Annotated in this window: 26 protein-coding genes; 7 read left to right on the top strand and 19 right to left on the bottom strand. The window is 39.9% G+C overall.

Annotated elements, in window-relative coordinates; translation table 11 throughout:
- Nucleotides 1-89 precede the first annotated feature (89 nt).
- The 5 genes from ACPUEN_RS16250 to tpiA form a co-directional block, all read right to left on the bottom strand.
- A complete protein-coding gene (locus ACPUEN_RS16250; protein WP_425636949.1) occupies nt 90-1,628 on the bottom strand; it encodes a GH3 auxin-responsive promoter family protein in 1,539 nt (512 codons plus the stop codon).
- The gene (gene lptB / locus ACPUEN_RS16245; RefSeq protein WP_111609913.1) at nt 1,628-2,365 is read right to left on the bottom strand and encodes an LPS export ABC transporter ATP-binding protein; all 738 of its coding nucleotides are present in this window, start codon (nt 2,363-2,365) and stop codon (nt 1,628-1,630) included. Before lptB ends, ACPUEN_RS16250 begins: the two co-directional genes overlap by 1 nt.
- Nucleotide 2,366: 1 nt before the next feature.
- A complete protein-coding gene (recJ, locus tag ACPUEN_RS16240; protein ID WP_111609912.1) occupies nt 2,367-4,091 on the bottom strand; it encodes a single-stranded-DNA-specific exonuclease RecJ in 1,725 nt (574 codons plus the stop codon).
- 356 nt (nt 4,092-4,447) lie between these two features.
- The gene (gene prmA / locus ACPUEN_RS16235) at nt 4,448-5,278 is read right to left on the bottom strand and encodes a 50S ribosomal protein L11 methyltransferase (RefSeq protein WP_425636948.1); all 831 of its coding nucleotides are present in this window, start codon (nt 5,276-5,278) and stop codon (nt 4,448-4,450) included.
- Between the two features lie 5 nt (nt 5,279-5,283).
- The gene (gene tpiA / locus ACPUEN_RS16230) at nt 5,284-6,045 is read right to left on the bottom strand and encodes a triose-phosphate isomerase (protein WP_425636947.1); all 762 of its coding nucleotides are present in this window, start codon (nt 6,043-6,045) and stop codon (nt 5,284-5,286) included.
- Between the two features lie 72 nt (nt 6,046-6,117).
- Between tpiA and ACPUEN_RS16225 the strand changes: the two genes are divergently transcribed.
- Nucleotides 6,118-6,624 (top strand): regulatory protein RecX, encoded by a 507-nt coding sequence (locus ACPUEN_RS16225; protein WP_425636946.1) that lies wholly within the window; start codon nt 6,118-6,120, stop codon nt 6,622-6,624.
- 152 nt (nt 6,625-6,776) lie between these two features.
- Here the strand turns inward: ACPUEN_RS16225 and crtD are convergent, their stop codons facing one another.
- Nucleotides 6,777-8,249, bottom strand: a complete 1,473-nt coding sequence (crtD, locus tag ACPUEN_RS16220; RefSeq protein ID WP_425636945.1) for a 1-hydroxycarotenoid 3,4-desaturase CrtD — start codon at nt 8,247-8,249, stop codon at nt 6,777-6,779.
- A 379-nt stretch (nt 8,250-8,628) separates the two neighbouring features.
- Between crtD and ACPUEN_RS16215 the strand changes: the two genes are divergently transcribed.
- The 4 genes from ACPUEN_RS16215 (at nt 8,629) to ACPUEN_RS16200 (ending at nt 13,109) form a co-directional block, all read left to right on the top strand.
- Nucleotides 8,629-10,599: a hypothetical protein gene (locus ACPUEN_RS16215; protein WP_425636944.1), complete on the top strand. Its 1,971-nt coding sequence runs from the start codon at nt 8,629-8,631 to the stop codon at nt 10,597-10,599.
- Nucleotides 10,596-11,435 carry a DUF2490 domain-containing protein gene (locus ACPUEN_RS16210; RefSeq protein ID WP_425636943.1) on the top strand — a complete coding sequence of 280 codons (840 nt, stop codon included), beginning with the start codon at nt 10,596-10,598 and terminating at the stop codon, nt 11,433-11,435. The genes ACPUEN_RS16215 and ACPUEN_RS16210 overlap by 4 nt, the downstream gene beginning before the upstream one ends.
- 96 nt (nt 11,436-11,531) lie before the next feature.
- Nucleotides 11,532-11,870 carry a hypothetical protein gene (locus tag ACPUEN_RS16205; protein ID WP_425636941.1) on the top strand — a complete coding sequence of 113 codons (339 nt, stop codon included), beginning with the start codon at nt 11,532-11,534 and terminating at the stop codon, nt 11,868-11,870.
- A 198-nt stretch (nt 11,871-12,068) separates the two neighbouring features.
- Complete coding sequence (locus ACPUEN_RS16200; RefSeq protein ID WP_425636940.1) at nt 12,069-13,109, top strand: hypothetical protein; 1,041 nt, start codon at nt 12,069-12,071, stop codon at nt 13,107-13,109.
- A 62-nt stretch (nt 13,110-13,171) separates the two neighbouring features.
- Here the strand turns inward: ACPUEN_RS16200 and ACPUEN_RS16195 are convergent, their stop codons facing one another.
- Nucleotides 13,172-14,638, bottom strand: a complete 1,467-nt coding sequence (locus ACPUEN_RS16195) for a glycine--tRNA ligase (RefSeq protein WP_425636939.1) — start codon at nt 14,636-14,638, stop codon at nt 13,172-13,174.
- A 131-nt stretch (nt 14,639-14,769) separates the two neighbouring features.
- On the opposite strand from ACPUEN_RS16195, the gene ACPUEN_RS16190 reads away from it, so the two are divergent.
- The gene (locus tag ACPUEN_RS16190; protein ID WP_425636937.1) at nt 14,770-15,471 is read left to right on the top strand and encodes an outer membrane beta-barrel protein; all 702 of its coding nucleotides are present in this window, start codon (nt 14,770-14,772) and stop codon (nt 15,469-15,471) included.
- Between the two features lie 73 nt (nt 15,472-15,544).
- Here the strand turns inward: ACPUEN_RS16190 and ACPUEN_RS16185 are convergent, their stop codons facing one another.
- The 12 genes from ACPUEN_RS16185 to ACPUEN_RS16130 form a co-directional block, all read right to left on the bottom strand.
- Nucleotides 15,545-15,982 carry an outer membrane insertion C- signal gene (locus ACPUEN_RS16185; protein ID WP_425636936.1) on the bottom strand — a complete coding sequence of 146 codons (438 nt, stop codon included), beginning with the start codon at nt 15,980-15,982 and terminating at the stop codon, nt 15,545-15,547.
- A 54-nt stretch (nt 15,983-16,036) separates the two neighbouring features.
- Complete coding sequence (locus ACPUEN_RS16180; protein WP_425636935.1) at nt 16,037-17,083, bottom strand: Gfo/Idh/MocA family oxidoreductase; 1,047 nt, start codon at nt 17,081-17,083, stop codon at nt 16,037-16,039.
- 2 nt (nt 17,084-17,085) lie between these two features.
- Entirely contained in the window at nt 17,086-17,712 is a 627-nt protein-coding gene (locus ACPUEN_RS16175; protein WP_425636934.1) for a response regulator, read from the bottom strand.
- 55 nt (nt 17,713-17,767) lie between these two features.
- Nucleotides 17,768-18,523 carry a sensor histidine kinase gene (locus tag ACPUEN_RS16170; protein ID WP_425636932.1) on the bottom strand — a complete coding sequence of 252 codons (756 nt, stop codon included), beginning with the start codon at nt 18,521-18,523 and terminating at the stop codon, nt 17,768-17,770.
- Nucleotides 18,510-19,271 carry a histidine kinase gene (locus tag ACPUEN_RS16165; protein ID WP_425636931.1) on the bottom strand — a complete coding sequence of 254 codons (762 nt, stop codon included), beginning with the start codon at nt 19,269-19,271 and terminating at the stop codon, nt 18,510-18,512. The genes ACPUEN_RS16170 and ACPUEN_RS16165 overlap by 14 nt, the downstream gene beginning before the upstream one ends.
- A gap of 2 nt (nt 19,272-19,273) precedes the next feature.
- Nucleotides 19,274-19,669: a molecular chaperone DnaK gene (locus ACPUEN_RS16160; protein WP_425636929.1), complete on the bottom strand. Its 396-nt coding sequence runs from the start codon at nt 19,667-19,669 to the stop codon at nt 19,274-19,276.
- Nucleotides 19,670-19,785: 116 nt separating this feature from the next.
- Entirely contained in the window at nt 19,786-20,550 is a 765-nt protein-coding gene (locus ACPUEN_RS16155; RefSeq protein WP_425636928.1) for a histidine kinase, read from the bottom strand.
- Nucleotides 20,551-20,558: 8 nt separating this feature from the next.
- Entirely contained in the window at nt 20,559-20,957 is a 399-nt protein-coding gene (locus tag ACPUEN_RS16150) for a molecular chaperone DnaK (RefSeq protein ID WP_425636927.1), read from the bottom strand.
- 147 nt (nt 20,958-21,104) lie between these two features.
- Entirely contained in the window at nt 21,105-24,077 is a 2,973-nt protein-coding gene (secDF, locus tag ACPUEN_RS16145) for a protein translocase subunit SecDF (protein ID WP_425636926.1), read from the bottom strand.
- Between the two features lie 92 nt (nt 24,078-24,169).
- Nucleotides 24,170-24,526, bottom strand: coding sequence for a hypothetical protein (locus ACPUEN_RS16140; protein ID WP_111609893.1), 357 nt, complete (start codon nt 24,524-24,526; stop codon nt 24,170-24,172).
- Between the two features lie 112 nt (nt 24,527-24,638).
- Entirely contained in the window at nt 24,639-25,256 is a 618-nt protein-coding gene (locus ACPUEN_RS16135; protein WP_425636925.1) for a uridine kinase family protein, read from the bottom strand.
- A gap of 37 nt (nt 25,257-25,293) precedes the next feature.
- Complete coding sequence (locus ACPUEN_RS16130) at nt 25,294-25,869, bottom strand: non-canonical purine NTP diphosphatase (protein ID WP_425636923.1); 576 nt, start codon at nt 25,867-25,869, stop codon at nt 25,294-25,296.
- A gap of 285 nt (nt 25,870-26,154) precedes the next feature.
- Between ACPUEN_RS16130 and ACPUEN_RS16125 the strand changes: the two genes are divergently transcribed.
- Nucleotides 26,155-26,721, top strand: a complete 567-nt coding sequence (locus tag ACPUEN_RS16125; RefSeq protein WP_425636922.1) for a TIGR00730 family Rossman fold protein — start codon at nt 26,155-26,157, stop codon at nt 26,719-26,721.
- Nucleotides 26,722-26,806 lie beyond the last annotated feature (85 nt).

Raw genomic sequence — 26,806 nt, 5'->3', positions numbered from 1 at the left:
CAAAAGTCTGAAAGTTGAAAGCTAAAATCATAAAACAACGGAGCCCGGCGATATCGTCGGGCTTTGTTGTTATTGCAAAATACTAAATATCAACCTACGGGTTTTGAACTTTCCATCATCCCCAAAATCTCATCCAGATATTCTCTGGAGTTGGAAAGTCGTGGCACTTTATGCTGTCCTCCCAATTTCCCTCGTTTTCTCATCCACTTTTCAAATAAGCCATGTGGAGCATGATGGATGATTGGTTCTTTCAATGCCAGTCCTTTGTGACGCTTAGCATCGTAATCAGAGTTTATTTCTCTCAAATGCTCATCAACTAGTCTGTCAAACTCATTTGGATCAGATGGCTCTTTTTGAAATTCCACGATCCATTCATGCGCACCCTTCGATCCAGACCCTTCAAAATACACGGGAGCAGCTGTGAAATTAGAAATCATGGCAGCTGTATGCTCGGCTGCGAATTGGATCGCTTTTTCAGCATTTTCTACAATCACTTCCTCGCCAAATGCATTGATGAAATGACGTGTCCGACCTGAAATTCTAAATCGATAAGGTGCCGTAGAAGTGAATTTTACTGTATCCCCAATTTTATATCTCCAAAGTCCACCATTGGTGGTAATCACTAACGCATAATTCTTTCCAACTTCTACTTCAGACAATGGAATCACTTCTGGGTCTTCATTATCCCATTCTTCCATGGAAATGAATTCATAGAAAATACCATAATCCAAAAGCAGTAATAACTCATCAGAATCTTTCTGATCCTGTATCCCAAAAAATCCTTCAGAAGCATTGTATGTTTCCATATATCGCATTTTTTCCGATGGAATCAGCTCTTTGAAAAGACTTCTATAAGGACCAAAAGCTACCGCACCATGGAAAAATATCTCCAGATTTGGCCACACTTCTGTAATATTCTTAGCCTTTTTTAGCTCTAAGACTTTTTGCAAAAGCACCACGGTCCATGTGGGAACTCCCGCCATGCAAGTCACATCTTCGTCCATGGTTTCAAGTGCCATTTTTTCAATTTTGGCCTCCCATTCTCCCATCAAAGCAGTTTCCTTTGAAGGTGTTCGGACGAAATACGACCAAAAAGGCAAATTCTCCATGATCACTGCTGAGATATCTCCAGCTCTAGCGGTCCCAAGAGGATTTAGCGGGTTTTGATCAAGGGTACCTCCGATTGTCAAGGTCTTACCAGCAAACATTCTAGAATCAGGGTAATTGGCCATATAAAGTGCAACCATGTCTTTGCCCCCTTTATAATGGCACTCTTCAAGACTTTCATGTGTCACAGGAATGTACTTGCTTCTACTTGCAGTTGTTCCTGAGGACTTCGCAAACCATTCTATTTCCTTATTCCAAATGACATTTTCCCTTCCTTCCATTGTCTTGTCAATGAATGGCTTGAAACTATCATAGTTTCTTATAGGTACTCTGCGGGCAAAATCAGCATAGGACTTTATCTCCCAAAAGCCATGCTCAACTCCAAAATCTGTATTTTTTCCAGCTTCTAATAGTTCCTTAAAAATCGTTTCTTGAACAGCAATAGGATTGTGCTTAAAGTTATCAATTTGACCTAGGCGACTTCTAAAAATCCAAGTCATTAAGGAATTCAGAACTGCCATTAATTAAATACTTTTCGTTTCAACTCGAAATTAGACCCTAAATATACTTTTCTCACTTGCTCGTCGGCTGCCAATTCTTCAGCAGTTCCGGCTTTTAGAAGTTTGCCTTCAAACATCAAATATGCTCTGTCAGTAATAGAAAGCGTCTCATTCACATTATGATCAGTGATCAAAATGCCAATATTTTTTGTCTTAAGCTTTGCAACAATGGTCTGAATTTCCTCCACCGCGATAGGGTCCACACCTGCAAAAGGCTCATCCAGCAAAACGAATTTTGGATCAACTGCCAGAGCTCTGGCGATCTCAGTTCTTCTTCTTTCACCACCAGAAAGCACCATTCCCAGATTTTTACGCACATGAGTTAGACTGAATTCCTCCAGCAAACTCTCCACTTTTTCCTTGCGCTGCTGCTTAGGCATTTTGGTCATTTCCAGCACTGCCATGATATTTTCCTCTACCGAAAGCTTTCGGAAAACTGAGGCTTCTTGGGCTAAATAACCGATTCCAGACTGGGCTCTTTTATACATCGGCAGGCTTGTGATATTTCTATCTTCCAAAAAAATCTTGCCCTCATTAGGTTGAATCAACCCTACAATCATATAAAAGGAGGTGGTTTTTCCGGCTCCATTCGGACCTAAAAGCCCCACAATTTCACCTTGACTCACCTCCACAGAGATGTCGTTCACCACTCGGCGACCCTTGTAAATTTTTACCAAATGTTCAGCACGAAGAATCATATCAGTCAAATTTGATGTCTTTCACGTAAAGTTGCAAACTGCTCTTATCGCGAAACACATTTTCTCTCATTTCAGCAACTATATCAAATCGCATTTTTCCGCGGAGCATATTTACGGTTGTCAAGTCAGGATCTTTTGCCCGATCTGCCATCCCAAATCCCAGACAAACCGGCGTAGTCACCTGCCCATCCTGTACTATTTTGAATCTCAGATGTTTATCCTTGAGAACAGTCACATCTTCAGCATATACATTCGCAATTCGGAAAATCGGCTCCGTATTTCCTGGCCCAAAAGGCGCCATTTGCTTCAAGATATTATAAAACTTGTAATTAATCTGATCTAAAAGCAATTCATCATCAACTTCTATCACTGGTTTACGATGGACTTCCTCAATTCTACGCTTTACCACAGCTTCAAATTTCTCCTGAAAAGCAATCACATTCTCAACAGGAAGTGTCAAGCCGGCTGCGTACATATGGCCACCAAATTGATCCAATAAATCTGAACACTCTTCTATTGCTTCGTAAATATTGAAGTCCACTACAGATCTCGCACTTCCCGTTGCTTTCCCGTTTGATTCCGTCAAAATGATAGTTGGTCTGTAATATTTTTCAATGCAGCGACTAGCCACAATCCCAATTACGCCCTTATGCCAGTCATCTTTGAAAAGTACCGTAGAATTCCATTCTTCCAATTCCTCCCGGGAAGCGATCATTTCAAAGGCTTCTTTGGTGATATTTTCATCAAAATTCCTTCGCGTAGCATTCACCTCGTCTACCACTTTGGCCCTCTCCATCGCACCTTCCAAATCCGAAGAAATCAAAAGCTCAACTGAAGCTTTTGCATGCTCTAGTCTTCCTGAGGCATTTATTCTTGGCCCAATTTTGAAAACCACATCTGAGATCCCAATGTCCTTTTCCAGATTGCTGCTCAACATCAACGCTTTCAGGCCAGGTCGCGGGGTGTTGTTCAGACGATCAAGTCCGTAATAAGCAAGAATTCTGTTTTCACCAGTAATCGGAACGATGTCTGCTGCGATACTCACGGCGACTAAATCCAAATAGGCATCCAATAAGGAACTGTCCATGCCGCGCTTCATCGCAATCGCCTGGATCAACTTAAAGCCAACCCCAGCCCCACTCAATTCTTTATAGGGATAATTACAATCTTTTCGTTTGGCATCCAATACGGCAATAGCAGCAGGAAGCTCTTCGCCCGGCGTGTGGTGATCACAAATAATGAAATCTACCCCAAGTTCGGTTGCCAAAGCAACTTTCTCGATTGCCTTGATTCCACAATCCAGCGCGATAATTAGCTTTATGTCATTTTCTGCAGCAAATCGAACTCCTTTTTCGGAAATGCCATAGCCCTCTTTGTATCTGTCTGGGATATAAAAAACCACATCTGAATAGAAGGTTTTTAGGAAACCATACATCAGTGCAACTGCGGTCGTACCATCCACATCATAGTCACCATAGACCATGATTTTTTGCCCGCTGGCAATTGCATCTTGAATTCTGTCCACTGCTTCAGTCATATCCTTCATCAGAAAAGGATCGTGAAGCATCACCAGCGACGGGCGGAAGTAGCTCTTCGCCTGCTCAAAACTCTCCACCCCTCGATTAATCAGCATGTTGGCCAAAGTCGGATTGACATTGATGGCCTTGCTCAACACATCTACAGCCAGTTGCGAGGTTTTGGGCTTTTGTTTCCAGAGGTACTCCATGAAGCTAATTTAGTAAACTAAGTTTCTTGTGATTTTATAAATTAAAAGTACTCGTTCTATAATCGGCTTTTGAAGCCTAAAAGTTTACTCAAAACCAATTAATACTAGCTTTTCGTCTTTTTATATTTTTCCCAAAAATAAACAGGGAAGATAAGGGCTTTCAGTTTCCAATCATTTTTCTCAGCCAGAGTCAGGGTGGAATCCTCATGCACAGTTCGATACATTTTTCCAGCTAAAAGACAATGCCCAATCAGCAACACAAAAACTACAGCGTAAATAATCAGTTCGGTCATTAAAGTTGTAAGGTGTTAACGTGGCAAGGTTGTAAAGTTACTTCCGTCTTCGGTCTCCTGTCTTCAAGCTTTTTTCTGCAAAATCAGCGCCGCCCAATTATCCTTGCTTTGCTGTGCAATCAACTCCAAACCTAGTGGCTTTGCACATTCGTTTAGGTCTTCGATATCCTGTGTATAAAACCCGCTTAGCAACAAGAATCCATCTTTATTAAGCAAATCACCATAAATATTCATCTCATCCAAAAGCACATTCTTATTGATATTGGCTAGTACGATGTCAAACTCACCCTTAGGATTCACTTCGCGGATTGTTCCTAACTCCATACGTGTAGTGAGTCCGTTTAGGTCAAAATTCTCATTTCCATTGTCCACACACCAATCGTCGATATCAAAAGCCTCAACTTCGCTAGCTCCCAGCAAATGAGCCATTACTGCCAAAATCCCTGTTCCAGACCCTACGTCAAGAACTCTTTTGCCTTGGTGATCTATCTTCCCTTGGTGACGAAGCATCTGAAAAGTCGTCGCATGATGCCCAGTGCCAAAAGACATTTTAGGATTGATGACAATCTCATGTTTGAACTCAGGCTTACTTGGGTGAAAAGAAGCCCGAACATACACTAGGTCATCTACAGCAATGGGATCGTAATTTTTCTCCCATTCCTCGTTCCAGTTGACTTTTGGCATTATGCCTTCTTCCAAAGTGATTTCTGCATCCACTTTATATTGGGCGATCACTTCATCGAAAGCCGCCCGATCAAAATCTGACTCCAGCGTATAAGCATCGATTCCCTCCTCAGTTTCGAGGAAGGAATCAAAGCCTATCATGGATAATTCAGCGATAAGGATTTCCCGGAATTGCTCCAGGCACTTGATTTTAAACTCCAGGTAATCCATTTTTTTTAGAATGATTTGATAATATCTACGAAGTCACGGGACTTCAAAGAAGCTCCGCCGATCAATCCGCCATCCACATCAGGCTTCGCAAAAAGCTCCTGTGCATTCTTTGGATTACAGCTACCACCGTAAAGGATAGAAGTGTTATCAGCGATGTTTTTTCCGTATTTAGAAGCAATGTGTCTTCTCAAGGCCGCATGCATATCCTGAGCTTCCTCAGAGCTTGCTGTTTTGCCCGTACCAATCGCCCAGATTGGCTCATAAGCAATGACTATTTTGGAAAAATCTTCCGGACTCAAGTCAAAAAGACCTTCTGTCAACTGGAATTTTACGTTTGGCTCATGTGTCCCTGCAGTTCTGATCTCAAGAGATTCTCCACAGCAGAAGATTGGAGTCAAGCCATTTGCAAGAGCAAGCTTTACTTTAGCAGCAAGCATCTCGTTGCTTTCTTTGAAATATTCACGACGCTCGCTGTGACCGATGATCACATATTGTACACCAAAAGAAGCTAGGATCTTTGCAGAAACTTCACCTGTAAAAGCCCCAGACTCCTTGTCAGAACAGTTCTGAGCTCCGATAAAAACACCTTTTGCTCCTCCTATCAGTTTCTTCACTGGGAAGATGTGTGGAAATGGAGGATTAAGAACCGCAATGGCATCGCCAGAATGCTCGTCTTTCATCATATTCAAAATTTCGGAAGTAAGCGTTTGACCCTCTTCGAAAGTCATGTTCATTTTCCAGTTGCCGGCTACGATTTTCTTGCGCATAATGAGTTTTGAAAATTTAATAAGGTTTGATAAAAATGGGATTCACTTTAATTTGGTTTAAAATTACGGAAAATGTCCAGTTGGGGAAAATATAAGCCAAATGAGTCAGGAAAAAACTCTTGGTCGCAGGAAGAAGCTTTTGAAAAGCTTACCACTTTCTGTGCTTATCAGGATCGATGTCCTTGGGAAGTAAGGAGGAAACTTCACGATAAGGGAATCAAAGATGAGCCTGCAGAGCAAATCATAACAGAATTGATAGCGGAGGAATTTGTAAATGAAGAGAGGTATGCTAGAGCCTTTGCCAGAGGCAAATTCAGGCTGAAGAAATGGGGAAGGAACAGAATTCGGATGGAACTGAAAATGCGGGAGATCCCTGAATCACTTATCCGAAAAGGCTTGTCTGAAATCGATCCTGAGGAATATTACGATACGCTTTTGACTCAGACAGAGAAAAAATGGGAAAGCACCCGCGAATCCGATTCCTTTAAGAAAAAGTATAAAGTGACCCAATACTTGATGTCAAAGGGATTTGAGATGGATTTAGTAAAGGAAGCTGTGGAGAGTTTACAGTCTCAGTGATCAGTCGCAGCTGGGATCTCTGATCAAGCTTTCAGACTTGCGGCCATAATAATGAAGTCTTCCTACTTTTCCTTAGTTAGATATTCTTTTTCAGTCTGAAGACTAGCGCCATATGTTATTCTATTCTGCGATTGATCACTGTAAACTGACCACTACTCTTTTATCATTTCACTCATAATTTTCGCAGAAAGCAAGCAAAGCGGAATCCCACCACCCGGATGTACGGAACCTCCACAGAAGTATAGGTTTTTAATCGAAGAGGAATAGTTTGCATGACGCAGAAAAGCTGCAAACTTATTATTGGAGCTGTTGCCATAGAGCGCCCCTTGAGCACTGGAAGTTTTGGATTCTATCGTTCTAGGATCTAGTATTTCTTCCACTTCAATCAGTGATTCAATATCGGTTTTTAAAACACGGTTTAGTTTGTGGATGATATTTCTTTTTGCTTCAGCTATCATCTGATCCCAATCCTGTCTTTGGTTATTGGGCACGTTGATCATCGTAAACCAATTCATGCATCCTTCTGGAGCGTCATCTGCTTTATGAGTGGAAGTGATATTTAGATAAATCGTAGGATCTTCATAGATAGTCCCTCGTTTGAAAATGTGCTCAAATTCCAGTGGGTAATTGTCGGAAAAGAAAATGTTGTGCAGATCGAGTTCAGGAAAATCCCGCTTGATGCCCCAATAGAAAATGAGTGCTGAACTCGACTTGGGCTGCTTGAGTAAAAGTTTGGGTTGCTTTTCCTCTTTTAAAATAGTCTTGTAGGCATTGACCATATCCATATTGTTAACCACTAATTCAGCAAAGTGATCTTTCCCTGTAATTCTAATTCCTTTTGCCTCTCCATTTTCCACAAGTACTTTTTGTACTTTCTGACCAAAATGATAAGCTACTCCAAGTTCTTGGGAGAGTTTGAATAGGCTCATCGTGATGTCATGCATTCCTTTTTTAGGAAAAAATGCCCCGATGTTAAATTCCAGATGTGGAATAATGTTGAGTGTGGCAGGAGTTTCAAAAGGATTCGAGCCGTTGTAAGTAGCGTATCGGTTGAAAAGTTGCACCAGTTTGGGGTGGGAAAACTGCTTTCTATTTGCCTCGTTCATAGTTGAGAAAATCCCCAACTGCCCCATCCTCAGATATGACTTCATCGCCTGTGGATTCGTCCATGTATCCAACTTATGTAAGGAGCGATTCATGAAAAGTGGCGAAAGGCTGTCATATATAAATGCTGACTTTTGTAGTGCTTCGCGGATGTGCCCTGCAGGTTCGCCAAGTTTATTCTGTACTTCCTCAGCAAAGAGATTAAGGTCTGAATAGGCTTTTAGCTTTGTCCCATCCTCCCAAAAATACTGGCAAGTCACATCAAGCTTTTCATACTCAAAATATTCCTCAGGCTTTTTCCCAGCTAGTCGAAAAAGGTCATCCACCTGCTCAGGAAGTGTAAAAAGCGAAGGACCTGCATCAAAACGATAGCCTTCCTTTTGAATTTCGGAAAGTTTACCACCTGGATAGTCATTTGCCTCATACACCGCTACTTGGTATCCCTTAGTGGCTAGGCGAATGGCCGATGCTATTCCAGCGATTCCCGAGCCGATAATGATGGCATGTCTACTTAAGGTCATATATCTGTAAAACTAGAAACTGAGAAGTTCTAAAAAAGTTAAAAAATGAGAAATTGTCCTAAAAACTAAAACCCAATAAAGTGAAGTCGCCACTTGCTCCTATTCGCTACTAGCAAGAAAGGACCGCGAAGCTAGGATGCATTTTGGGGCAAAAAATTCCTCTTTCTTTATTACTTATGCAAGGAATCACTGTATTAGTTATAATTTCTCTAAAATATTGTTGATTTATTTTCACCCTTCTCAGGATTGATTTATTTTAATTTTTAATAGTTCCAAAGAATATTCTGCCAAGAATAAGCTTTACAGAATTTGTATTTTGAGTTTTCCAATTCATAAATCAGTCTGGTCATTTTGGCAGGCTTTTAGTAAAAAAAGAAGTATGAGCAAAAAGATTTTGGGCCTTTTGATTTTCTTTTTTTCCTTTCAGACGAGTTTTTCACAGGATGCACGTGCTTACAAAGGTGGTTATACTTTTAAAGGACTTCGAGGTACTGCTGAGCTTTCATATACTCTGGATGCAGATATGGAGCCTATTCTCAATGGCCCTTTTTCCTTCCATTATAGTAAAATGGACAGCTTGAAGAGCGGACTTTTTATAAAACTGCAAGCAAGGGGTTCATATGAAGAAGATCTGAAAAACGGTACCTGGTCCTACAACCAAGAAACCCATAACATTTCTATACAGGATATTCTAAATCGGGAGATTCAAGCCACCTTATCTTCCAAGTTGGTAGAACTGCAAGCGGGCTATGAAAATGGGAGTTTAAATGGAAAGTGGAATTATTTAGAAAAGAAATGGGAAAATGATGAGTACATCAACTTGTTTGAGGCTCAGGGCCTGACCTTCCGAAGGGATAGCTTACAAGGGCCTGTCAAACTGGTCTCCCGGAATCCCGAAAAACAATATCAAATCTATGGAGAGGTAAATGATGAGGGATTGATGGAGGGAAATTGGAGTTTTTTCTATCCATTGGATAGTACGCTTTCTATTCATGAGACCAGACGCTACGAGAAGGGCTTTTTAATCGGTCTCTCCAAAGTGAATAGCCTAAGTAATGAAATACTCGATGAGGTAGTATTTTACAATGCTATTGTGAAGCTTGACTCTTTGAATCAAGGATTTGAAGTGGATTATCGGGTTTCCAATCAAGCCTTTGGGCTAATATTCAACGATGGCTATACCGAAGACAGTGATGAATTTCGTGAGCAATACTTGGGAACATCTCTTCTACAAGATGCATTAAGTAGGGTTTTACAGTTTGAGGAGGGTTTCTTATCTGAAGAGGGCAGGTTAAAAAAGTACCCGCTATCTACTCGAAGATTTGTCTATGCAGTATCTAAACAAGATCAATTGCGCTATGATCAAATAATTGACTATTTCGATCGGCTGAAAGCTCAATCCAGCCAAAAGGCACTGCAAGATTTTCTTTCATTGAACCAAAATACTTCAGATTCTTTAGCCTTCACTGCTGCTTATTTGAAATACCTATCGGCTAAAATTAAAAGCTATGAGCAAGTCATCGAATTGCTACGCAATGGAGAAATTAAGTATTTCGATACTGAAAATTATCTACAGGATGGGCTAAACTTCCTCCACCCAAAAGAGGAAATTACCTATACCTATAAAACCGATCTGAATCAAAAAACGCTTGAGTTCCCCGCGCTTTCTGAGCAAAAAAAACTAGGTATAGATCTACTTGCACATATCAAGGCTGAGTGGGAGATTTTTGAACAAACGCAAGCGTTCATTCAACAGCAGCAGATCGACTTCAGACAAACTAGTGAGTTGGATGTCTTGGAAGAACGAATTTTAACTGAAAGACTGCTAGAAGACAAAATCAAAGATTCCATAACTATAACCTCAGATCGTCACCAAGCCCTAATTGATTCTGTCCATAAAAATCTGAGCATTGACAACTATCAAAGACTTTTGGACAAGTACAATGAAACGGAAGGATTCTTGAAAAAGGCAGAAATAGGTGATGAAATACTAGAGCTATTTCTCTTCGTAGAGGAAAAGCTGCCCGAACTTAGTAGATACGAGAATCTGGCAACTATCCTTAGACGGGAGTTTACTACAAAAACCTTGGACCCATTTACATTCGAAACTGAATTCGAATATTTGCAGCAGCCAGATCTCATTCAGGCAGCTGAGGCAATCATAGATTACGAAATCGACTTAATCATGCATTCGCAGGACTTCCGGGAAGTACAATTCCACCTGATCAACTTAGATGCGCTCGAATCTCGCCTTTTGGAGCTGGAAGGAAAAAACACCAAGCGACTGGAGCGAAATATCCGTAAGGTCTCAGGGAATATCAATCAACTTAAAAAACTACTTTCCATATGAAGTTTGATTTTTTAATTCCCATTTTGAAAAAAACGAAAAAGCCACTTTGGTTTTTTATGCTAATGGCTTTGCCACTCGGTGCTTTGGCACAACAGGATTCTGACGAACCGGAGGAGCGAATAACTTCTCGGCGGTCCGAACTCTGGAATGGCCTCTATACTAAATACCGAATCGGAGAGAAGTTATTTTACTACGGAGAGTACCACCTAAGGACTAGAGATCACTTGGTAGAAAATATGGGGCAAGTCTACCTGAGATTTGGACTTGCCTACATCATCAATAAAAATCTGGAAATCACCGGAGGAATTGTAACGCCATTTTACTGGGCTCCCCCAGAATACGCTGATCAAGATCAACCCTACGACAAAGTTGTAAATCAATTTAGATTTTGGCAGCAGGCGCTCTTTATTCAGTCAGTAGGCAAAGCCAAATTGTATCACCAGATACGTACTGAACAACGATGGAAAAGGGATTATTATGTGGGTTCTCCTTTTGAACTTACCTATCGTTGGCGCTATAAAATTGCATCCTATATCCCTTTGAATTCTTACAAATTTCAGCCGGGAACCTACTTCTTATCACTTTATAATGAGGTTTTTATCCAAACCGGAAAAACTATCATTCGTAACCCGTTCGAAGATAACCGAGCTTTCGTAGGCATGGGATACATATTGAATGAAAACATCCAGTTTCAAGTGGGCTATGCCAAAAGCTGGCAGCAACGAGACTCAGGAATCAATTACAACAACCGAGACTTAGTCCGCTTTTCAGTGTACCATAATTTAGATTTTACAAAAAAGAAAAGTCCTCCAGTAGACTTTCAGCCTGTGTTTTAACCCAGAATAGCACAAAAAGAAGTTTGTTAAAAGTCAGATTCAATGTAGCGACTTTGGCTAGGAGTACGTAAGGATAAAGTACTTACCTGCTTTTTTATGAAAAACTTACTACTATTTTCTCTTTTAGGAATAATTTTCTTTTCCTGCGAAAAACTGGACGAACCGGAGGTTTTGGGAACCTATACCTACATCCCTGAAGGATGTGATCCAGCTGCTAATCCCGAATTTGGTTGCGCCAGCACTTTGACACTTTCTCCTGATGGAGTTGCGGACATCCTTCCAAGTGGAGATATCATTTTTAGAACCACTTTTAAAATTAGAGGAGAAAAAATTATTGTAGCCAAAGCAGATGAGGTGATTGACCAATACGTATTTCGCTATGTGGATAATTCCACCTTGAAAAATGAACGAGATGGAGGATTGTGGGTAAAGTGATACTAGGAAAAAGGATTTGCTAAACCACAGATTACACACAAGAATAAATAAGAGGATTTACTTTTTTCCAGATTTGGAGAAAATCACTTGTACTGAAGTTATAAGTGGTAAAACTATTTCAAGGAAAATATTGTGAACGGCTTTTTTTTATGTTTGAAAAACACATATCTTCCGTTAAAATAAATCCTACAGAATTCTATGAAAACACTCACACTTAAATTGCTGGCGTTAGTGACCTCGGCAATGCTCTTAGGAGCTTGTAGCCAAATGGCTACTTACGAAAATGAAGACTTGCTTCTTGAGCAAGAAGTTGCAGCCAAAAACGGGTTCAAATTGATTCCTTATGGAACTGCTGGAAATGAGAAGGCAAGGACTTACGCATCAACTGATTGTGTAGACTTCTGCATTGATCCAGAAAACCCTGAGTATTCTGTGAAAACTGCTCAAATTTCAAACAATAGTGGTTCACAAACCAGGGTATTTACCTACTCAGTTCACAACACACTTGCTGGATTTGAATTGAATTGGAATTATTCCGCAACTAATAATGCTGCTAGGAAGCTAAGAATAAAAGTTTCCGGAGTATCCAATAAAGGATTTGCATCGGAAAAAACTTATACTTCATTGGCAGTGCAGACTAATGGAAGTGGTTCAAATACATTTGTTTTTGATGCATCATGGGCTGCTTGTGACGTAGTTACCATAAAGGCAGAAATACTTGAGGATGATATTGTTATAGTTGGACCCGAAACTACTACGTATAGCCTGATAGGCGAGTGTGTTATTGGTTGCGACGATGAATCTTTTGACTATTCCAGCTCAGTAGAACAGGGCTTGGTTGATGTAACATTTGAATATAGTTACAGTGAAGAAGCTGAAGTATCCATTGACTTTACCTTCCCACAAATCATTAATGATATTCCAACTAATGGTTCATATACAGGTGCTGATGGAAAAATTTATAGAGTAACAGGAAATGGAACTGTATTCCATTGGACAGGCGATGTTAGCTGTTCTTCTGATTCGCCGACTACATTTGCATTTGAAGGATTAGTCCCTGATTGTGGTGCAGGAAATGCTAATGATGGAAAAGCTAATATCTGGACTGACACTAAAGTGGTAGCTATCAATGGTGTTGCTCTAGTAGATGATCTATTGACATTAGATATTAATGAAGGACCATATTCTCTTAAAGGAGAAAACACAAATATTGTATATTTAGGCTGTCCTATTAATTAAAAAAGATAATACAAAAAACCTCTGAGATCACTCTCAGAGGTTTTTTTATGCCTTTCCGTTTCTTACAACTTCTCGAATACTCTTCGAAAGCTAGTCGCTTCAGCGATTCTTCCATGAAGTTCAGAGATAGGAACTCGCTCCTGCTCAGTTGTATCACGGTGACGGATAGTCACCGTATTGTCTTCTAAAGTCTGATGATCTACTGCGATACAGAATGGCGTTCCGATTAAATCCTGACGCGCATAACGCTTACCGATTGAAGCGGCATCTTCATAGATGATATTGAAATCATATTTCAACAATTCCACGATCTCTTTTCCTTTTTCCGGTAAGCCGTCTTTCTTCGTGATAGGAAGAATTGCCGCCTTTACTGGAGCGATAGCTGGATGTAGTTTAAGGTAAGTTCTGCTTTTCTCCTCAGTGTTCTCTTCTGTGTATGCATTGCAAAGTGTCAGTAGGAACAATCTATCTGCTCCGATAGAAGTCTCGATTACATACGGAATGTAATTCTGATTCACTTCCGGATCGAAATACTGCTGCTTCTTTCTGGAGAACTCTTGGTGTGATTTAAGATCAAAATCAGTTCTGGAGTGGATACCTTCCACTTCTTTGAAGCCAAATGGGAAATCAAATTCTATATCCATCGCTGCATTGGCATAGTGAGCCAGCTTCTCGTGATCATGCTTTCTCAGTTTTTCTGCAGGAGTACCCAAAGCCAAATGCCATTTCATCCGCATATCAGCCCATTTCTGATACCATTCCAGCTCAGTGCCAGGACGCACGAAAAATTGCATCTCCATTTGCTCAAATTCACGCATTCTGAAGATAAACTGACGGGCTACGATTTCATTTCTGAAAGCCTTACCGATCTGAGCAATTCCGAAAGGAACCTTCATTCTTGCCGTTTTCTGCACATTCAGGAAGTTGACAAAAATACCCTGAGCAGTTTCTGGTCTTAGGTAAATCGTAGTAGAATCCTCTGCAACAGAACCGACCTGAGTAGAGAACATCAGATTGAACTGACGAACATCTGTCCAGTTGGAAGTACCTGAAATAGGGCATTTGATGCCTTCATTGGTAATCAAATCTCTTACACCTTCAAGATCTTCTGCTTCCAGCAACCTTGCCAAAGCTCCAGTCAAGGCATTTGCCTTTTCTATATCACCAGCTCTTTCAAATACCGCAGCATGCTCTTCAACCAAAACATCCGCACGGTAGCGCTTCTTTGAGTCCTTGTTGTCGATCATAGGATCGTTGAATGAATCTACGTGACCGGAAGCTTTCCAAGTGGTAGGGTGCATAAAAATAGCTGCATCGATCCCCACAATATTGTCCTGTACCCGTGTCATAGTCTCCCACCACAGGCGTTTCAGGTTGTTTTTCAACTCTACACCATAAGCACCATAATCATACACAGCCTGCAAGCCATCGTAGATCTCAGAACTAGGGTAAACAAATCCATACTCTTTAGCATGGGAAATAATATCTTTCAATTGCGCGTTTTCCGCAGGAGTTGCTGTTTTTGCCATAGGCGCAAAAATAGGGAAAATGAATGAATCCCCGTAGAAAAATGAAAGTCTTAAAGGTTTGGAAGAATATACTGCAACTAAAAAACTATAGATATCGTGTAACCCTGAAACCTAAACTAAATCCTTTACCAATGAAAAGATTCTTACTTGGATTATTCTTGTTTCAGCTCTTCACTTTTGCGGCAAATGCTCAGATTCAAAAAGGGAGTATTATGCTGGGAGGAAATTTGAATTACATGAATAGTAGTTCAAATTCAAACTCAAATATAAGCTCTCCATCTACAGTAAACTCAACTACAGATGGCAAATCCAACTCATTTACATTCAACCCTAAAGTAGGATTTACTTTAAGTAATAATTGGGTTGTTGGACCTATGCTGATTTTAAGCTCTTCAAAAGGCACTTCTGAAAGTAATTGGTTATCAGGATCAAATTCTATAACTGATTATACGACAACTAAAAATAGTTCCTTCGGAGCTGGAGCTTTTGCTAGAAAGTACATCCAATTTAGTGACAATTTTTCAGCATTCGGGGAGGTGAATGCTACTCTGAACAATCGGAAGGAATATAGAAGTAGCGAAAACTCTAGTCAATTCGAAGAAGCCGAAAACAAGTTTAATGAGATTCAGGGCTCCATACAGGCTGGACTAGCCTATTTCCCGAAAAATTGGATTGCGATAGAGCTTTCTGCTAATATCCTTCAGTATTCACATTATGGTCAAAATCGAGACACTGAATTACAGGATTTTGAAACCAACCAAAACTCTTTTGGATTTAATCTTAATGCCTCCGCTATCAATCTCGGCGTCTCTTTTTTCCTAAATAACAAATAAGCCTTCTCTAAAACTTAAAAAGGTCAACTCATCGCTGGGTTGACCTTTTTTGGTTGTTGATGGTTTTATTTTTCTATCTAAACGTGTACTTCACTCCTATCCCTCCTCTGAGGTAAGTATGGGAATGATTGGCAATCACTGGTGCTGCTTCTATCAAAAACCCCAAATTCTTAGTGTTAAATGGCTTAATCAGTACGCCTACAGGTATTGCGACATAGATATCGTTGTGATCGTCGTGATGCTTGTGGTGATGATCACCAAGTAATCCCAAACCGGCACCCACATAGGCATTGACTTCACTTTTTCGCACGAAATTATAGCCACCCATCAGTTCCAGCCCGATGTCATGACCAATCCCTAGTCTTGCTTCGCCAAAGAATTCTTTGTCTGGATCTGTACCCACTGTTATGAATGTATCTGAAGTCTGAAAATTGAGGCCTACTGAAACTTGGGCTTTAGAAATCGATATAAATGCAAAAACTGCAAATGTTAATAAGAGTACTTTTTTCATGTCGGTTTAATTATTTCCAAACCTTACCCTAAAAAAGAGCCAGACTTAAATCTATTACCAACCTCCATCTTCTTTTGATATCCTATTCCCAGACTTAGCACTTTCAAAAGAGGCCTCTATGATCTTCAAAACACTGATTGTCTGAGGAATTGTGATGAAAAGAGTTGTTCCTTTTGAGATAGCATCAGCAACATTCTGATACAGAATTCTATAATTCCCTGGAATAGTTTCATAAGCTTTTGTCTCCTCACTGAGGAAAATTTTCCCCCACTTCTCCTCTGTTTCCACACCCAAAGTTGGGCCTTCTGGCTTTTCACCTGCTTTAAACGCCGCTTCTTGGACATCTAAACCAAACTTTTGATAGGATCCATTTTTCCCTAAAAGCAAAAACTTAGGAGTAGGCACATTCACAAGAGCACCTGCGGTCACTCGCGCCTTTAGCGACCCATAATCCAAAATAATATCAAAGTAATCATCAGCCACGGCGCCAGTTCGTTGCATGCGAATATCTGCTTGAACCCAATTTGGAAGCCCAAAAAGTAATACTACTTGATCTATCAAGTGAGACCCTAAATCAAAGGTGATCCCATTTCCTGGAACTTCCTTCTCTCTCCAGTTCTCTGTAATATCCGGGCGAAAGCGATCAAAATGTGATTCCAAATAGACCAAATCGCCAAGATCTCCTTCTCGAACTAACTTCTGCAAGGTCATGAAATCTCCATCGTAGCGACGGTTATGAAAGACCGAGCAAATCAACCCTTTTTTCTCAGCCAACTTATGAAGCTCCTCAGCTTCGTGAGAAAAAATCGTCACGGGTTTGTCCACAACCACATGCTTTCCGGAATTCAGGCATTGCTTTGCCATCGGAAAGTGAAATTCGTTCGGTGTGGTGATGATTATCAAATCTGCCGCATCTGCCGCTAGTAGTTCCTCCAGGCTCCTATACGTAGTTACTCCTTCATATAATTCTTCACAGCGATTGGTACGTCGCTCCACTGAAGCGACCAAATCGAGATCAGGGCACACATCAATAAGTGGCGCATGCATTTTTTCAGCCACTGAACCGAAGCCTACAATAGCAGTTTTGATAGGATTACTCATGATTAAATATTCATTTCGTGAGCCTTATTGACGAGCTCTATTCTGGAGCTAACCTGCAGCTTCGAGTGGATATTTTTGCGATGTGTTTCTACAGTTTGTTTACTCAAATTGAGCATTTGAGCAATTTCCTTATTCTGAATTCCGTCCTTGATCAGATGAATTATTTCTGTTTCGCGTCGCGAAAGCTTATATCGTGAACGGAATGCATCAAAATATGCACCTTGAAGGGCTTGTTTTTTCACCCTGTCAAAATTCAAGACGTGACGGCCTTCAAAAACTTCACGAATGGTAAAAATCAACTCGTCAGGATCAGCATCTTTTAGGATAAAAGCATCAGCTCTCTGATCGATACATTTCTTATAGATCTTCTCCTCATCGTACATAGAGAGTACAATTACCTTTAGGTTGGAGAAGTTTTCTTTGCAATGATCCAATACTCCAAAGCCATCCATTATGGGCATATTCAGATCGGTAAGCACCACATCTACCTCATTATCTGCGAGATAGTCACATAGCTCTTTTCCGTTAGCAAATACGTCGGTAACCAAAAGGTCATCCTCTTCCTCGAGAATTCCTTCAATTCCTTTTGCAAATAATTTATGGTCATCAGCCAGGGCAATCCTGATCATTGGTAAGGGAGATTAGTACTTCAGGGTAATTTCACTTCAAATTATACCCTAAAATCTAATTTGGCAAGGTTAAAGTGATTTCTGTTCCTTTGCCAATAGCAGAACTCAGTTCAAATTGACCTCCAATCGTCTCCATTCTCTTGCGGAGATTGAACATCCCACTACCCTGAGAGTCTTGGGATGCGACAAATCCCCTGCCATCATCTTTGATCAAAATGCGTTTGACATTCCCACTTTCATGTATTCTAATTTGAATAGTTTCAGGAGATGCATGCTTGATAGCGTTATTGAGAGACTCTTGGATTACCCTAATTAATACAAGTTTTTGGTCTTTAGGCAAATCCAGTAATTCAAAATCTGCCTCTAGTGAGGTTTCACAAAAGCCAGTATTTTGAATTCTTGCCAATTGTTGAGCAACAAATTCATTGATGCTAAGTGTTTCTACCCAATCAAGATTCAATTGCTTGGAGAGTCCACGCACCTCCTGGATTGCCTGACTAAGAATTTCCTTTCCCTCGGATTGTTTCTCTGGCTTTATTGATCCAAAATTCAGCTTAGCAAGTGAAAGTAACTGTCCTATGTTATCATGAAGCTCTCTTCCGATATAGGTTAAGGTTTCCTGCTGGATTTCATTTTCAATATTCAGCAAGGTTTTTTCATGTTCAGATTTGATCTGATCCATTTTTTGACGGTTTTGTGCCTGCCGCTGTCTGTGGATAAAAACCATGGACACCACGAAAGTGGACATGATTCCTCCAAGGAATATTGTTGCAAATATTATTACATAAATCTGATCTTCAGATGCTTCCATGAGAGTACGGTTCTATTTCAAATATTTTAGTCAGACTTGGTGATGCCACCCACAATACAAGTATGGAAAGATTAATAACCCCTAAAACTCTATTAATCTGCATGAGGGAAATGGCTAATTCTTTGTTTATGTTCCACAAATACAATAAGGCGACAGAGTTGATATAAGTAAGGGAATAGGTGAATAGTATAAAAGTCATTTGCCAAAAAGACAATAATTTAAATGGGTTGGAATTGAGATAATTGTCTTCGGTAATTAAACCGATAAAATAAAGGCCACTACCTACTAAAATCATATTAGCTCCTATTGCAAAAATGATGGGTTGGTTTGTGTAAATAGGCTCTATACCGAGGAGCTGTATTGCTATTACCAGGACAATGAATACAAAGACCAGCCAGTTGATGTATTTCTTTTTGGAGGGTACAAGCCAATTTTTGATTAAAAAAAGATACAGAATAGTACCTATTTGATAATAACCAATATTAAATAGCCAAACATTGTATGTTGGGTTCTCCACATTACCCAATGCGGCATTTACCAATTTATTAAATTCAAAATTGTACTTTAAATAACCCCCCATATTCTCATATAACACCGTAAATGCTAAAATTAAAAACGGAAACCAGAAGAATTTATCAGCCTTAAGATGTTTCGGTAATTTTAGGAAATAGAAAATGCCTACAATCAATAGGAAAGATATTGCTATTAGATACCAATCGGTAAATATTTGGTAAAACCTACTTTCCATCTTTAAGAGACAGTCGGCTCAGGATCACAGAATGGGGGACACATCGCTCCTACATTTTGATAATCCTCTTCTGGATTTGAAAAAGTAATTTGGTTTTCGTTTAGGTTAGCTGCTCTCATGACTACAGTTAACGCGCCGGTTAATTGATCCACTTCGTTTGGGTGATATTTAGCAGCTACTTCTTCCGTATATTCAGTGATATAAAACTGAATACCTCCTTTTTTGGGATCCTTGTCAGCTTTTACTAGCAAGCCTTCCAAGGTTTCTCTATCAAAAAAAATCCAATTTGTCTGATCGATTTTATCCTTGCCTTTTTTGTCTTTAGCAGGCTTACCCTTCTTCACTTCCTTGCTGTACTTTAACTTCATGCTCTCGAAGTCTTCTTTAGAAATTTTCATGAAAATTAAGTTTGTAAAAATTTTAGATGATTGTAAGCTGTAGAAATAATTCCCCAAAAGATAATGATTTTATTCGCCACATGACTAGTCCTGAATTTGGTTTGATGGATCAAATTTTACGAGCCATAAGATTTATAAAATGGTTCATTTTCAAAGACTTTTGGAATCAATGGCGAGGCAATAGTCACTGTTAGAACTCCCAAAGTACAAATCCACATGAAATAGGAAAACTGCTGTAAACCACTTCCTAATACTGGATTGACAGCAAATAGATAAAGCAGGGCTACAGAGGATATATAATTCAATGAAAACGTGAACATTATTACAGTCATTTGCCAAAATGATACTAACCTAAGTGGATTGCTTTCTAAAAATTGGTCTTGCGTAATCATTCCAATAAAATATAACCCGCTCCCTATCAAGATCAAATTAGCTCCAAGCGCAAAGATTATAGGCTGATTATAATACAGCGGTTCTATACCTGAAAACTGAAGTGCACATGCCATCGATATGAAAACGATAATCATCCAGTTGATGTATTTCTTTTTAGATGGCGGGAGCCAAGTCTTGATCAATACTAAATACAGGATCACACCTACCTGCCTTCTGGCAATATTGAAGAGCCAAAGGTTAAACTGAGGATATTCAGTATTTCCCAGGTAGGCATTTACAGCTTTTTTTAAGTCATAATTATAATTCGTATAAGCTCCAAAATTTTCATAAAACACGGTAAATGTTAAAATCAAAAAAGGAAGCCAATACTGAATATTGGCTCTCTTTTCTTTTGGTAACATGATGAAAAAAACTACACCGATTATCAATAGTAAATTGGTGCTAATAGTAAACCAATCAGAAAAAGCTAGTAACAATCTACTATCCATACTTTTTCTTAATTACCCGTAGGGTCTGGCTCACATTTAAACGGACACTCCACACCTCCTCCTTCAAAGCCTCCACCATCTTCGTCTACGAAAAGCAGCTGACTATCTTTTAGATTGGCAGCACGCATCACTATCGTAAGCTGACCTTCGTATGCGGCGGCTTGATTTGGGTAAACCAGGTTCGCTGTTTCTTCAGTGTATTCTGTAATGTAGAATTGAATCCCACCTACTTTTGGATCTTCATCGACTTTTGCCAGCAGGCTTTCCAGTGTCCCCCTGTCAAAAAACACCCAGTTCAACTGGTTATCTTTATCTTTCCCTTTTGCTCCTTTAGCAGGTTTGCCTTTTTTGACTTCTTTGTCATATTTGGCTTTCATGCTCTCGAAGTCTTTCTTTGAAATTTTCATGTAAGATCTATTTTTTAAAAATTTGAAATTGATTAAACACTGTAGAAATAATTCCCCCAAAAGATAAGGGTTTTATAGTCCTCAAGACAATAAAAAAGGAGCGGGTATCACTACCCGCTCCTTTTATAATTCTATTAATACCGATATTTATGCAAGCTTTTTAGCCTCTTTATTTGCATTCTCATTGTCAATCTCTCTTTTCATCAAATCCACAACAATCGGTGTTGCGATGTAGATCGAAGAATAAGTACCCACCAATACACCAATAAATAGGGCAAAAGAGAATCCTCTCAATACTTCACCGCCGAATATTAGTAATACAATCACAACGATCAACGTAGTAAATGAAGTAATCAATGTACGTCCTAAGGTCTGGTTGATGGCGTCATTGAATACTTTCACCAACTTATGCGTTCCTCTGCTTTCGATATTCTCACGAATACGGTCAAACACGATCACAGTATCGTTAATGGAGTAACCAATCACTGTCAATACCGCAGCAATAAATACTTGGTCGATCTCAAAAGTAGCTCCAAATGCACTCGCGATAGCAAAGGCTGCAATCACAAATAGCGTATCGTGAATCAAGGCAATAATAGATGCCAGGGAGAATTGCCACTTACGGAATCTCAATAAGATATAAAGGAAAATAGCGACCAAAGCTACAACCATTGCTTCAACGGAAGATGCTTTAATATCATCCGCTACTGTAGCACCAACTTTAGAAGAGCCTGTGATGGCAAATTGACCAGAAGCTAACGTTTCTGCGTCGTCAGTGAATGCTAATCCAGTAACCGTAGCAATTCCTTCTTTTACTTTACTTTCTACCTCAAGGTTAGATTCAGCATCATCTTCATTTACTAAATAAGAAGTGGTAACCTTTAGTACATTGTTAGACCCGTAAGTTTTTACTTCTACCGATCCATCAAACTCCCTATCCAAACCTGATTTTAAATCAGAAGCAGCCATAGGCTCATCAAATGCAACGATGTAAGAACGTCCACCTGTAAAGTCAACTCCGAATTTCAAGCCATTCACAGCAGCTATTCCCAAACCAATCACAATGATGGAAGTGGAAATAAGATAAGCAACTTTTCTTTTACCCAAGAAATCAAGATTCAATGAGCTCAATGAATTTTTAGCAAATGGAGTGGCGAAACTAATCGAGCTCTTATCTCCTTTCTTACTCATCCAGGATACAATCACTCGAGTGATAAATACTGCGGAGAAGAAGGAAGAAGCAATACCTATCATCAACACAATTGCAAATCCTTTTACTGGACCTTGACCTAATGCATAAAGAATAGCACCTGTAAGGAAAGTCGTTACGTTCGAATCGAGAATGGCTGAGAAAGCCTTATTGTAACCTGCATTGATCGCAGCTAATAAGCCAACTCCATTGCGAAGCTCCTCTTTGATACGCTCAAAAATCAATACGTTCGCATCAATAGACATACCTATTGTCAACACGATACCAGCAATACCTGGCAAGGTCAAGGCTGTACCTAACTGGGCCAAAATACCCAGGATAAAGAAGATGTTGAACACTAATGCAGCAATAGCTACCAGGCCACCTTTTGAATAGTAAGCCATCATGAAAAGAACCACAATAGCCAAACCAGCTACCATGGAGATCAAACCTTGGTTCAATGCTTCTCTACCCAAAGTAGGGCCGATGATGCTTTCTTCCACGATCTGCGTAGGAGCAGGAAGAGAACCTGACTTAAGAATGTTAGCCAAATCCTGTGCCTCCTGAAGTGAGAAGTTTCCGGCAATTTCTGATTGACCAGAAGGAATCTCTCCGTTTACAACCGGAGCTGTATAAACATAGTCATCCAATACTACCGCAATTCTTCTACCGATATTCTCAGCGGTTAACTTTCTCCATTTTCTTGCACCATCTGCATTCATTTGCATGGAAACTGCAGGCCTAGACGTTTGGTCCAATGTCTGACGAGCATCAGTCACTACATCACCTTCAAGTGGAGCTTCGTCCGTTCCTCTTTCAGTTTTAATTGCAAAAAGCTCCAACGTTTCAGTACCATCTTCAGCTTCGAAAGGCTTCACACCCCAAAGCAGCTTAATATCTCTTGGCAATAGACTTTTGTAATCCTCATTTTTGATGATACGGTTGATTGCCATGGTATCACGAAGCTCATATGCAAGACCATAATTAGGTTTTAACAAGCTGAATAATGGGGAGATACTGTTATCACCAGATCTAGAAGGATCGATTTCAGCCAGTTGTTTTTCTAAAGCATTTCTCAGTGAATCATCACCTGTAAGATTCTCAGTAGATACCGTATCCTCACTAGCAGGTTCAGCTGATTGATTTGCAGCTACCCAGGCACTGTTTACAGCTTCTAGAGCTGCACCGATTTCATTTGATTCAGCTACTTCCCAGAACTGTAGTTTTGCTACACCCTGAAGTAAGTTTCTTACTCTTTCCTGATTGTCTACACCCGGTAATTCGATCTGAATACGACCAGAACCTTGGATTCTCTGAATGTTTGGCTGAGAAGTCCCGAATCTATCGATACGAGTTCTAAGGATATTAAAAGAACGCTCGATAGCATTTTCAATCTCGTTGTCTATAATTTCAAGAATTTCAGAATCAGAGGATTCCAAAGAAATCCGACCTCTATTGGCTGCTGTAGCGAAAATACTACTAAGCTTTTGATTTGGGCTATTTCTCTGGAATGCAGCATAGAATAAATCCACATACTTAGCGGTAGAAGTTTTAGCTTCTTCACGAGCTTCTTCTACAGATTTATTGAAAGCTACATCTTTTGGGTTGCCAGCAAGTCCTTTTACAATCTCCACTGGAGAGACAGCCAAAGTCACGTGCATACCGCCTTGAAGGTCAAGACCCAGACCAAGTTCGGTTTCCTTTACTTCCTGGAAAGTATAATCAGCCCCTAAGAAGCTGTACACAGGAGCTCTCCAGATAGAGTCTAGGTAGCTTTGTCTTTTAGAAAAATCCACGTTGCCAGCAGCATCAGTTGCATATTCCTGGGCCTCGTTTTGGATATTGTTTGATACAAATGTGAATGACAGATAGTACAAGCATAATGCTGTAACGATCACTGTCAAAAACACAATGACACCTTTGTTTTGCATGAGAAATTAAAATTATTAATTGATTGTAAATACAGATTTATGGCTTAACCAATAAAAGGTAAGCGCTTGGATGATTCGGGAATTATTTGAAATCAGGGTCCTTTGGTGGATATTATTCGCTCAAAAAGTATTTCTACGAGCTGATTTGGTTGAAAAACTGAGGTGGATTCGGTGATGAAGGTGGAACCATCAAATCTTACAATGTCCTGAATTAGGTAAAGTAAGCTGTGGGAAACATGAACCACAAACGGTACCACGGCATCTACTGCCACATTTAAAAAAGTCTGATCCTGATCATTTGAAGTAGTTTTGTCTTGCTTTTCGACTTTAACCGATTCTCCATTTTCAGGAACATATTCTACGCTTGAAATAAATAAACAGAATAGCAATGCCAGCATCACAGTAATGCGCTGTTGGAATAAGTTGCTATTTCGTTTTGTTGCTTTCATGCGGCGCAAATATAGCCAATTATTTAAATTGACCATTTCTCATCTTAGAATTTCTGATCGTGGACTCTAAATTCAAAATAAAATGATATAAATCAGAGTATTAACAGAAGTATTAAGAGGTCCTCACTCGTAAGTAAGTGCGGATTACTTCAAGCGCTTTATCGAAATTATGATTATTGGGAACGATCAGATCTGCATCATTCATAAACGGCTTGATATATTTCTCATAAGTAGGCATCACGTGCTGCTCATAGCGATATAGCACATCGTCCAGGTCATAGCCACGTTCTACTTTGTCCCGAATGATTCTTCTTTTCAACTTGATGTGATCCTTCGCATCAATAAAAACCTTCAGGTCAAGAAGGTTCGCCAACTCTGGATAGTAAAGCACGAAGATTCCCTCCACCACTACTACAGGAGCAGAAGAAAAAGTTAACATTTTTGGTGTTTTCGCTGCATTGTTGAAGGTGTATTCCTCTCTGTAGACCGTTTCTCCAGCTTGGATTTTACGGATATCTGCCGCGTACTCTTCAAAATCTATACTTTCCGGTCGATCAAAATTATGAACTCCATGATCATCTATCGGCTGCATCTCCCTCGGCTTGTAGTAATTATCCTGAGAGATCAGGCAAACTTCACCTTCTTCAAATGAACTGAGCAACCGCTCTAAAAAAAGTGTTTTTCCCGAAGCAGATCCTCCCGTGATACCGACGATGAATGGTTTTTGCATGAGGCAAAGTTAAACTGATTTTCTACTTTATACAGAATTATCTATGGCTTAGGAAGGTTATTAACTCGCTGACAGCTTTTCCTCTATGGGAGATTTGATTTTTCTCTACCATACTCAATTCAGCAAAAGACTTAGAATGTCCCTTAGGAAGAAAGACAGGGTCATATCCAAAGCCTCCATCTCCCGTTCTACTTCTCAAAATCTCACCTTCTGCCACACCTTCAAATTTGTACTCTTCCTCACCAAGCAACAGGGCAATAACAGTTTTAAATCGTGCGGTGCGAAGGGAAGTATCTCCAATATTTTTTAATAATAAATCAATATTTCGCTGGTCACTTCTAGGTTCGCCAGCGTACCGTCCAGAATAAACTCCAGGCTCCCCTTCCAATGCATCAACCTCCAACCCTGTGTCATCAGCGAAGCAATCCACTCCAAAATGCTCCTTAACATACTTGGCTTTCTGAAACGCATTATGCTCCAGCGTGTCGCCTGTCTCTGGAAGCTCTTCGGAGCAACCAATATCTTTCAATGAAACAATTTCAAAGCTATCACCCAGTGCAGCTTTTACTTCTTCAATTTTCTTCGGGTTGTTTGTAGCAAAGCAGATTTTCATAGTTCAAAAATAGTGGATAATGAATACTTGCCATGAAGCTATTACATATAATTCTCTTGATTAAAGGCTAGAAGACCATAGACGGGACAAGCTGCAGCGGCCTCAATAGGAGTGTTTAGCATGCATGAAGGAGCATTTAAAAATACTTTTTACACCTTTTATATTTCATTCTTATACGAAACACCATTTCTTCCAGAACCATTAAGCTTTTGTAAAACCTTCCATATGCCTGTGCATTAAAAAATAGAAACCTGTAATTTAGAATTCCACTTTTGATTTAAAGTCATGAAGAAAATTACCATTTATTGCGGTTCCAGAAAAGGCGATAGTTCAGTTTATGAGGAAGGTGCCCGAGCATTGGCTCAGGAGATGATCAAACGGGATCACTCGCTGGTATATGGAGCCGGAAGAGTGGGATTGATGGGCGTGATCGCTGATGAAATGCTGGAAGCTGGAAAGGAAGTTCTGGGAATCATTCCACAGAAACTCGTGGATCGGGAAGTAGCACACCGTGGCTGTACTGAACTGATCATCGTGGAGACCATGCGTGATCGAAAATGGCTGATGGCTGAGAGAGGTGACGCATTTATTGCAATGCCTGGAGGAATCGGGACTTTGGAAGAGCTTTTTGAAATCATGACGCTAAACCAGCTTCATTATATACAAAAACCACTGGCACTCTATAATGTGAATGGGTACTTTGATAAACTGATTGCATTTTTAGAACATGCCATGAAGGAGGGATTTATGTATCCTGAGCAGGAGGAATTGTTGATCATTTCTGATGATCCTGTGGATTTGCTCGATAAGATCGAAAAATATGAGGCGAGAAGGCCGGCGGATTGGGGGTGAAAAGTGTTCAGTTTTTAGTCTCAGTCTCAATATTCAGTTTAGAAACCCAAAGTAGAAAGTTATCCCTCAGTTAATAATAAGTGTT

The sequence above is a fragment of the Algoriphagus yeomjeoni genome, from assembly GCF_049821175.1.
In the GTDB taxonomy this organism is placed as follows: Bacteria; Bacteroidota; Bacteroidia; order Cytophagales; family Cyclobacteriaceae; genus Algoriphagus; species Algoriphagus yeomjeoni_A.
This window is presented reverse-complemented; position numbering and strand designations above follow the sequence as displayed.

Coding starts and splice junctions, on each gene's coding strand:
- ACPUEN_RS16250 (WP_425636949.1), bottom strand. CDS start 1,628: ATGGCAGTTCTGAATTCCTTAATGACTTGGATTTTTAGAAGTCGCCTA.
- lptB (WP_111609913.1), bottom strand. CDS start 2,365: ATGATTCTTCGTGCTGAACATTTGGTAAAAATTTACAAGGGTCGCCGA.
- recJ (WP_111609912.1), bottom strand. CDS start 4,091: ATGGAGTACCTCTGGAAACAAAAGCCCAAAACCTCGCAACTGGCTGTA.
- prmA (WP_425636948.1), bottom strand. CDS start 5,278: ATGGATTACCTGGAGTTTAAAATCAAGTGCCTGGAGCAATTCCGGGAA.
- tpiA (WP_425636947.1), bottom strand. CDS start 6,045: ATGCGCAAGAAAATCGTAGCCGGCAACTGGAAAATGAACATGACTTTC.
- ACPUEN_RS16225 (WP_425636946.1), top strand. CDS start 6,118: ATGTCCAGTTGGGGAAAATATAAGCCAAATGAGTCAGGAAAAAACTCT.
- crtD (WP_425636945.1), bottom strand. CDS start 8,249: ATGACCTTAAGTAGACATGCCATCATTATCGGCTCGGGAATCGCTGGA.
- ACPUEN_RS16215 (WP_425636944.1), top strand. CDS start 8,629: ATGAGCAAAAAGATTTTGGGCCTTTTGATTTTCTTTTTTTCCTTTCAG.
- ACPUEN_RS16210 (WP_425636943.1), top strand. CDS start 10,596: ATGAAGTTTGATTTTTTAATTCCCATTTTGAAAAAAACGAAAAAGCCA.
- ACPUEN_RS16205 (WP_425636941.1), top strand. CDS start 11,532: ATGAAAAACTTACTACTATTTTCTCTTTTAGGAATAATTTTCTTTTCC.
- ACPUEN_RS16200 (WP_425636940.1), top strand. CDS start 12,069: ATGAAAACACTCACACTTAAATTGCTGGCGTTAGTGACCTCGGCAATG.
- ACPUEN_RS16195 (WP_425636939.1), bottom strand. CDS start 14,638: ATGGCAAAAACAGCAACTCCTGCGGAAAACGCGCAATTGAAAGATATT.
- ACPUEN_RS16190 (WP_425636937.1), top strand. CDS start 14,770: ATGAAAAGATTCTTACTTGGATTATTCTTGTTTCAGCTCTTCACTTTT.
- ACPUEN_RS16185 (WP_425636936.1), bottom strand. CDS start 15,982: ATGAAAAAAGTACTCTTATTAACATTTGCAGTTTTTGCATTTATATCG.
- ACPUEN_RS16180 (WP_425636935.1), bottom strand. CDS start 17,083: ATGAGTAATCCTATCAAAACTGCTATTGTAGGCTTCGGTTCAGTGGCT.
- ACPUEN_RS16175 (WP_425636934.1), bottom strand. CDS start 17,712: ATGATCAGGATTGCCCTGGCTGATGACCATAAATTATTTGCAAAAGGA.
- ACPUEN_RS16170 (WP_425636932.1), bottom strand. CDS start 18,523: ATGGAAGCATCTGAAGATCAGATTTATGTAATAATATTTGCAACAATA.
- ACPUEN_RS16165 (WP_425636931.1), bottom strand. CDS start 19,271: ATGGAAAGTAGGTTTTACCAAATATTTACCGATTGGTATCTAATAGCA.
- ACPUEN_RS16160 (WP_425636929.1), bottom strand. CDS start 19,669: ATGAAAATTTCTAAAGAAGACTTCGAGAGCATGAAGTTAAAGTACAGC.
- ACPUEN_RS16155 (WP_425636928.1), bottom strand. CDS start 20,550: ATGGATAGTAGATTGTTACTAGCTTTTTCTGATTGGTTTACTATTAGC.
- ACPUEN_RS16150 (WP_425636927.1), bottom strand. CDS start 20,957: ATGAAAATTTCAAAGAAAGACTTCGAGAGCATGAAAGCCAAATATGAC.
- secDF (WP_425636926.1), bottom strand. CDS start 24,077: ATGCAAAACAAAGGTGTCATTGTGTTTTTGACAGTGATCGTTACAGCA.
- ACPUEN_RS16140 (WP_111609893.1), bottom strand. CDS start 24,526: ATGAAAGCAACAAAACGAAATAGCAACTTATTCCAACAGCGCATTACT.
- ACPUEN_RS16135 (WP_425636925.1), bottom strand. CDS start 25,256: ATGCAAAAACCATTCATCGTCGGTATCACGGGAGGATCTGCTTCGGGA.
- ACPUEN_RS16130 (WP_425636923.1), bottom strand. CDS start 25,869: ATGAAAATCTGCTTTGCTACAAACAACCCGAAGAAAATTGAAGAAGTA.
- ACPUEN_RS16125 (WP_425636922.1), top strand. CDS start 26,155: ATGAAGAAAATTACCATTTATTGCGGTTCCAGAAAAGGCGATAGTTCA.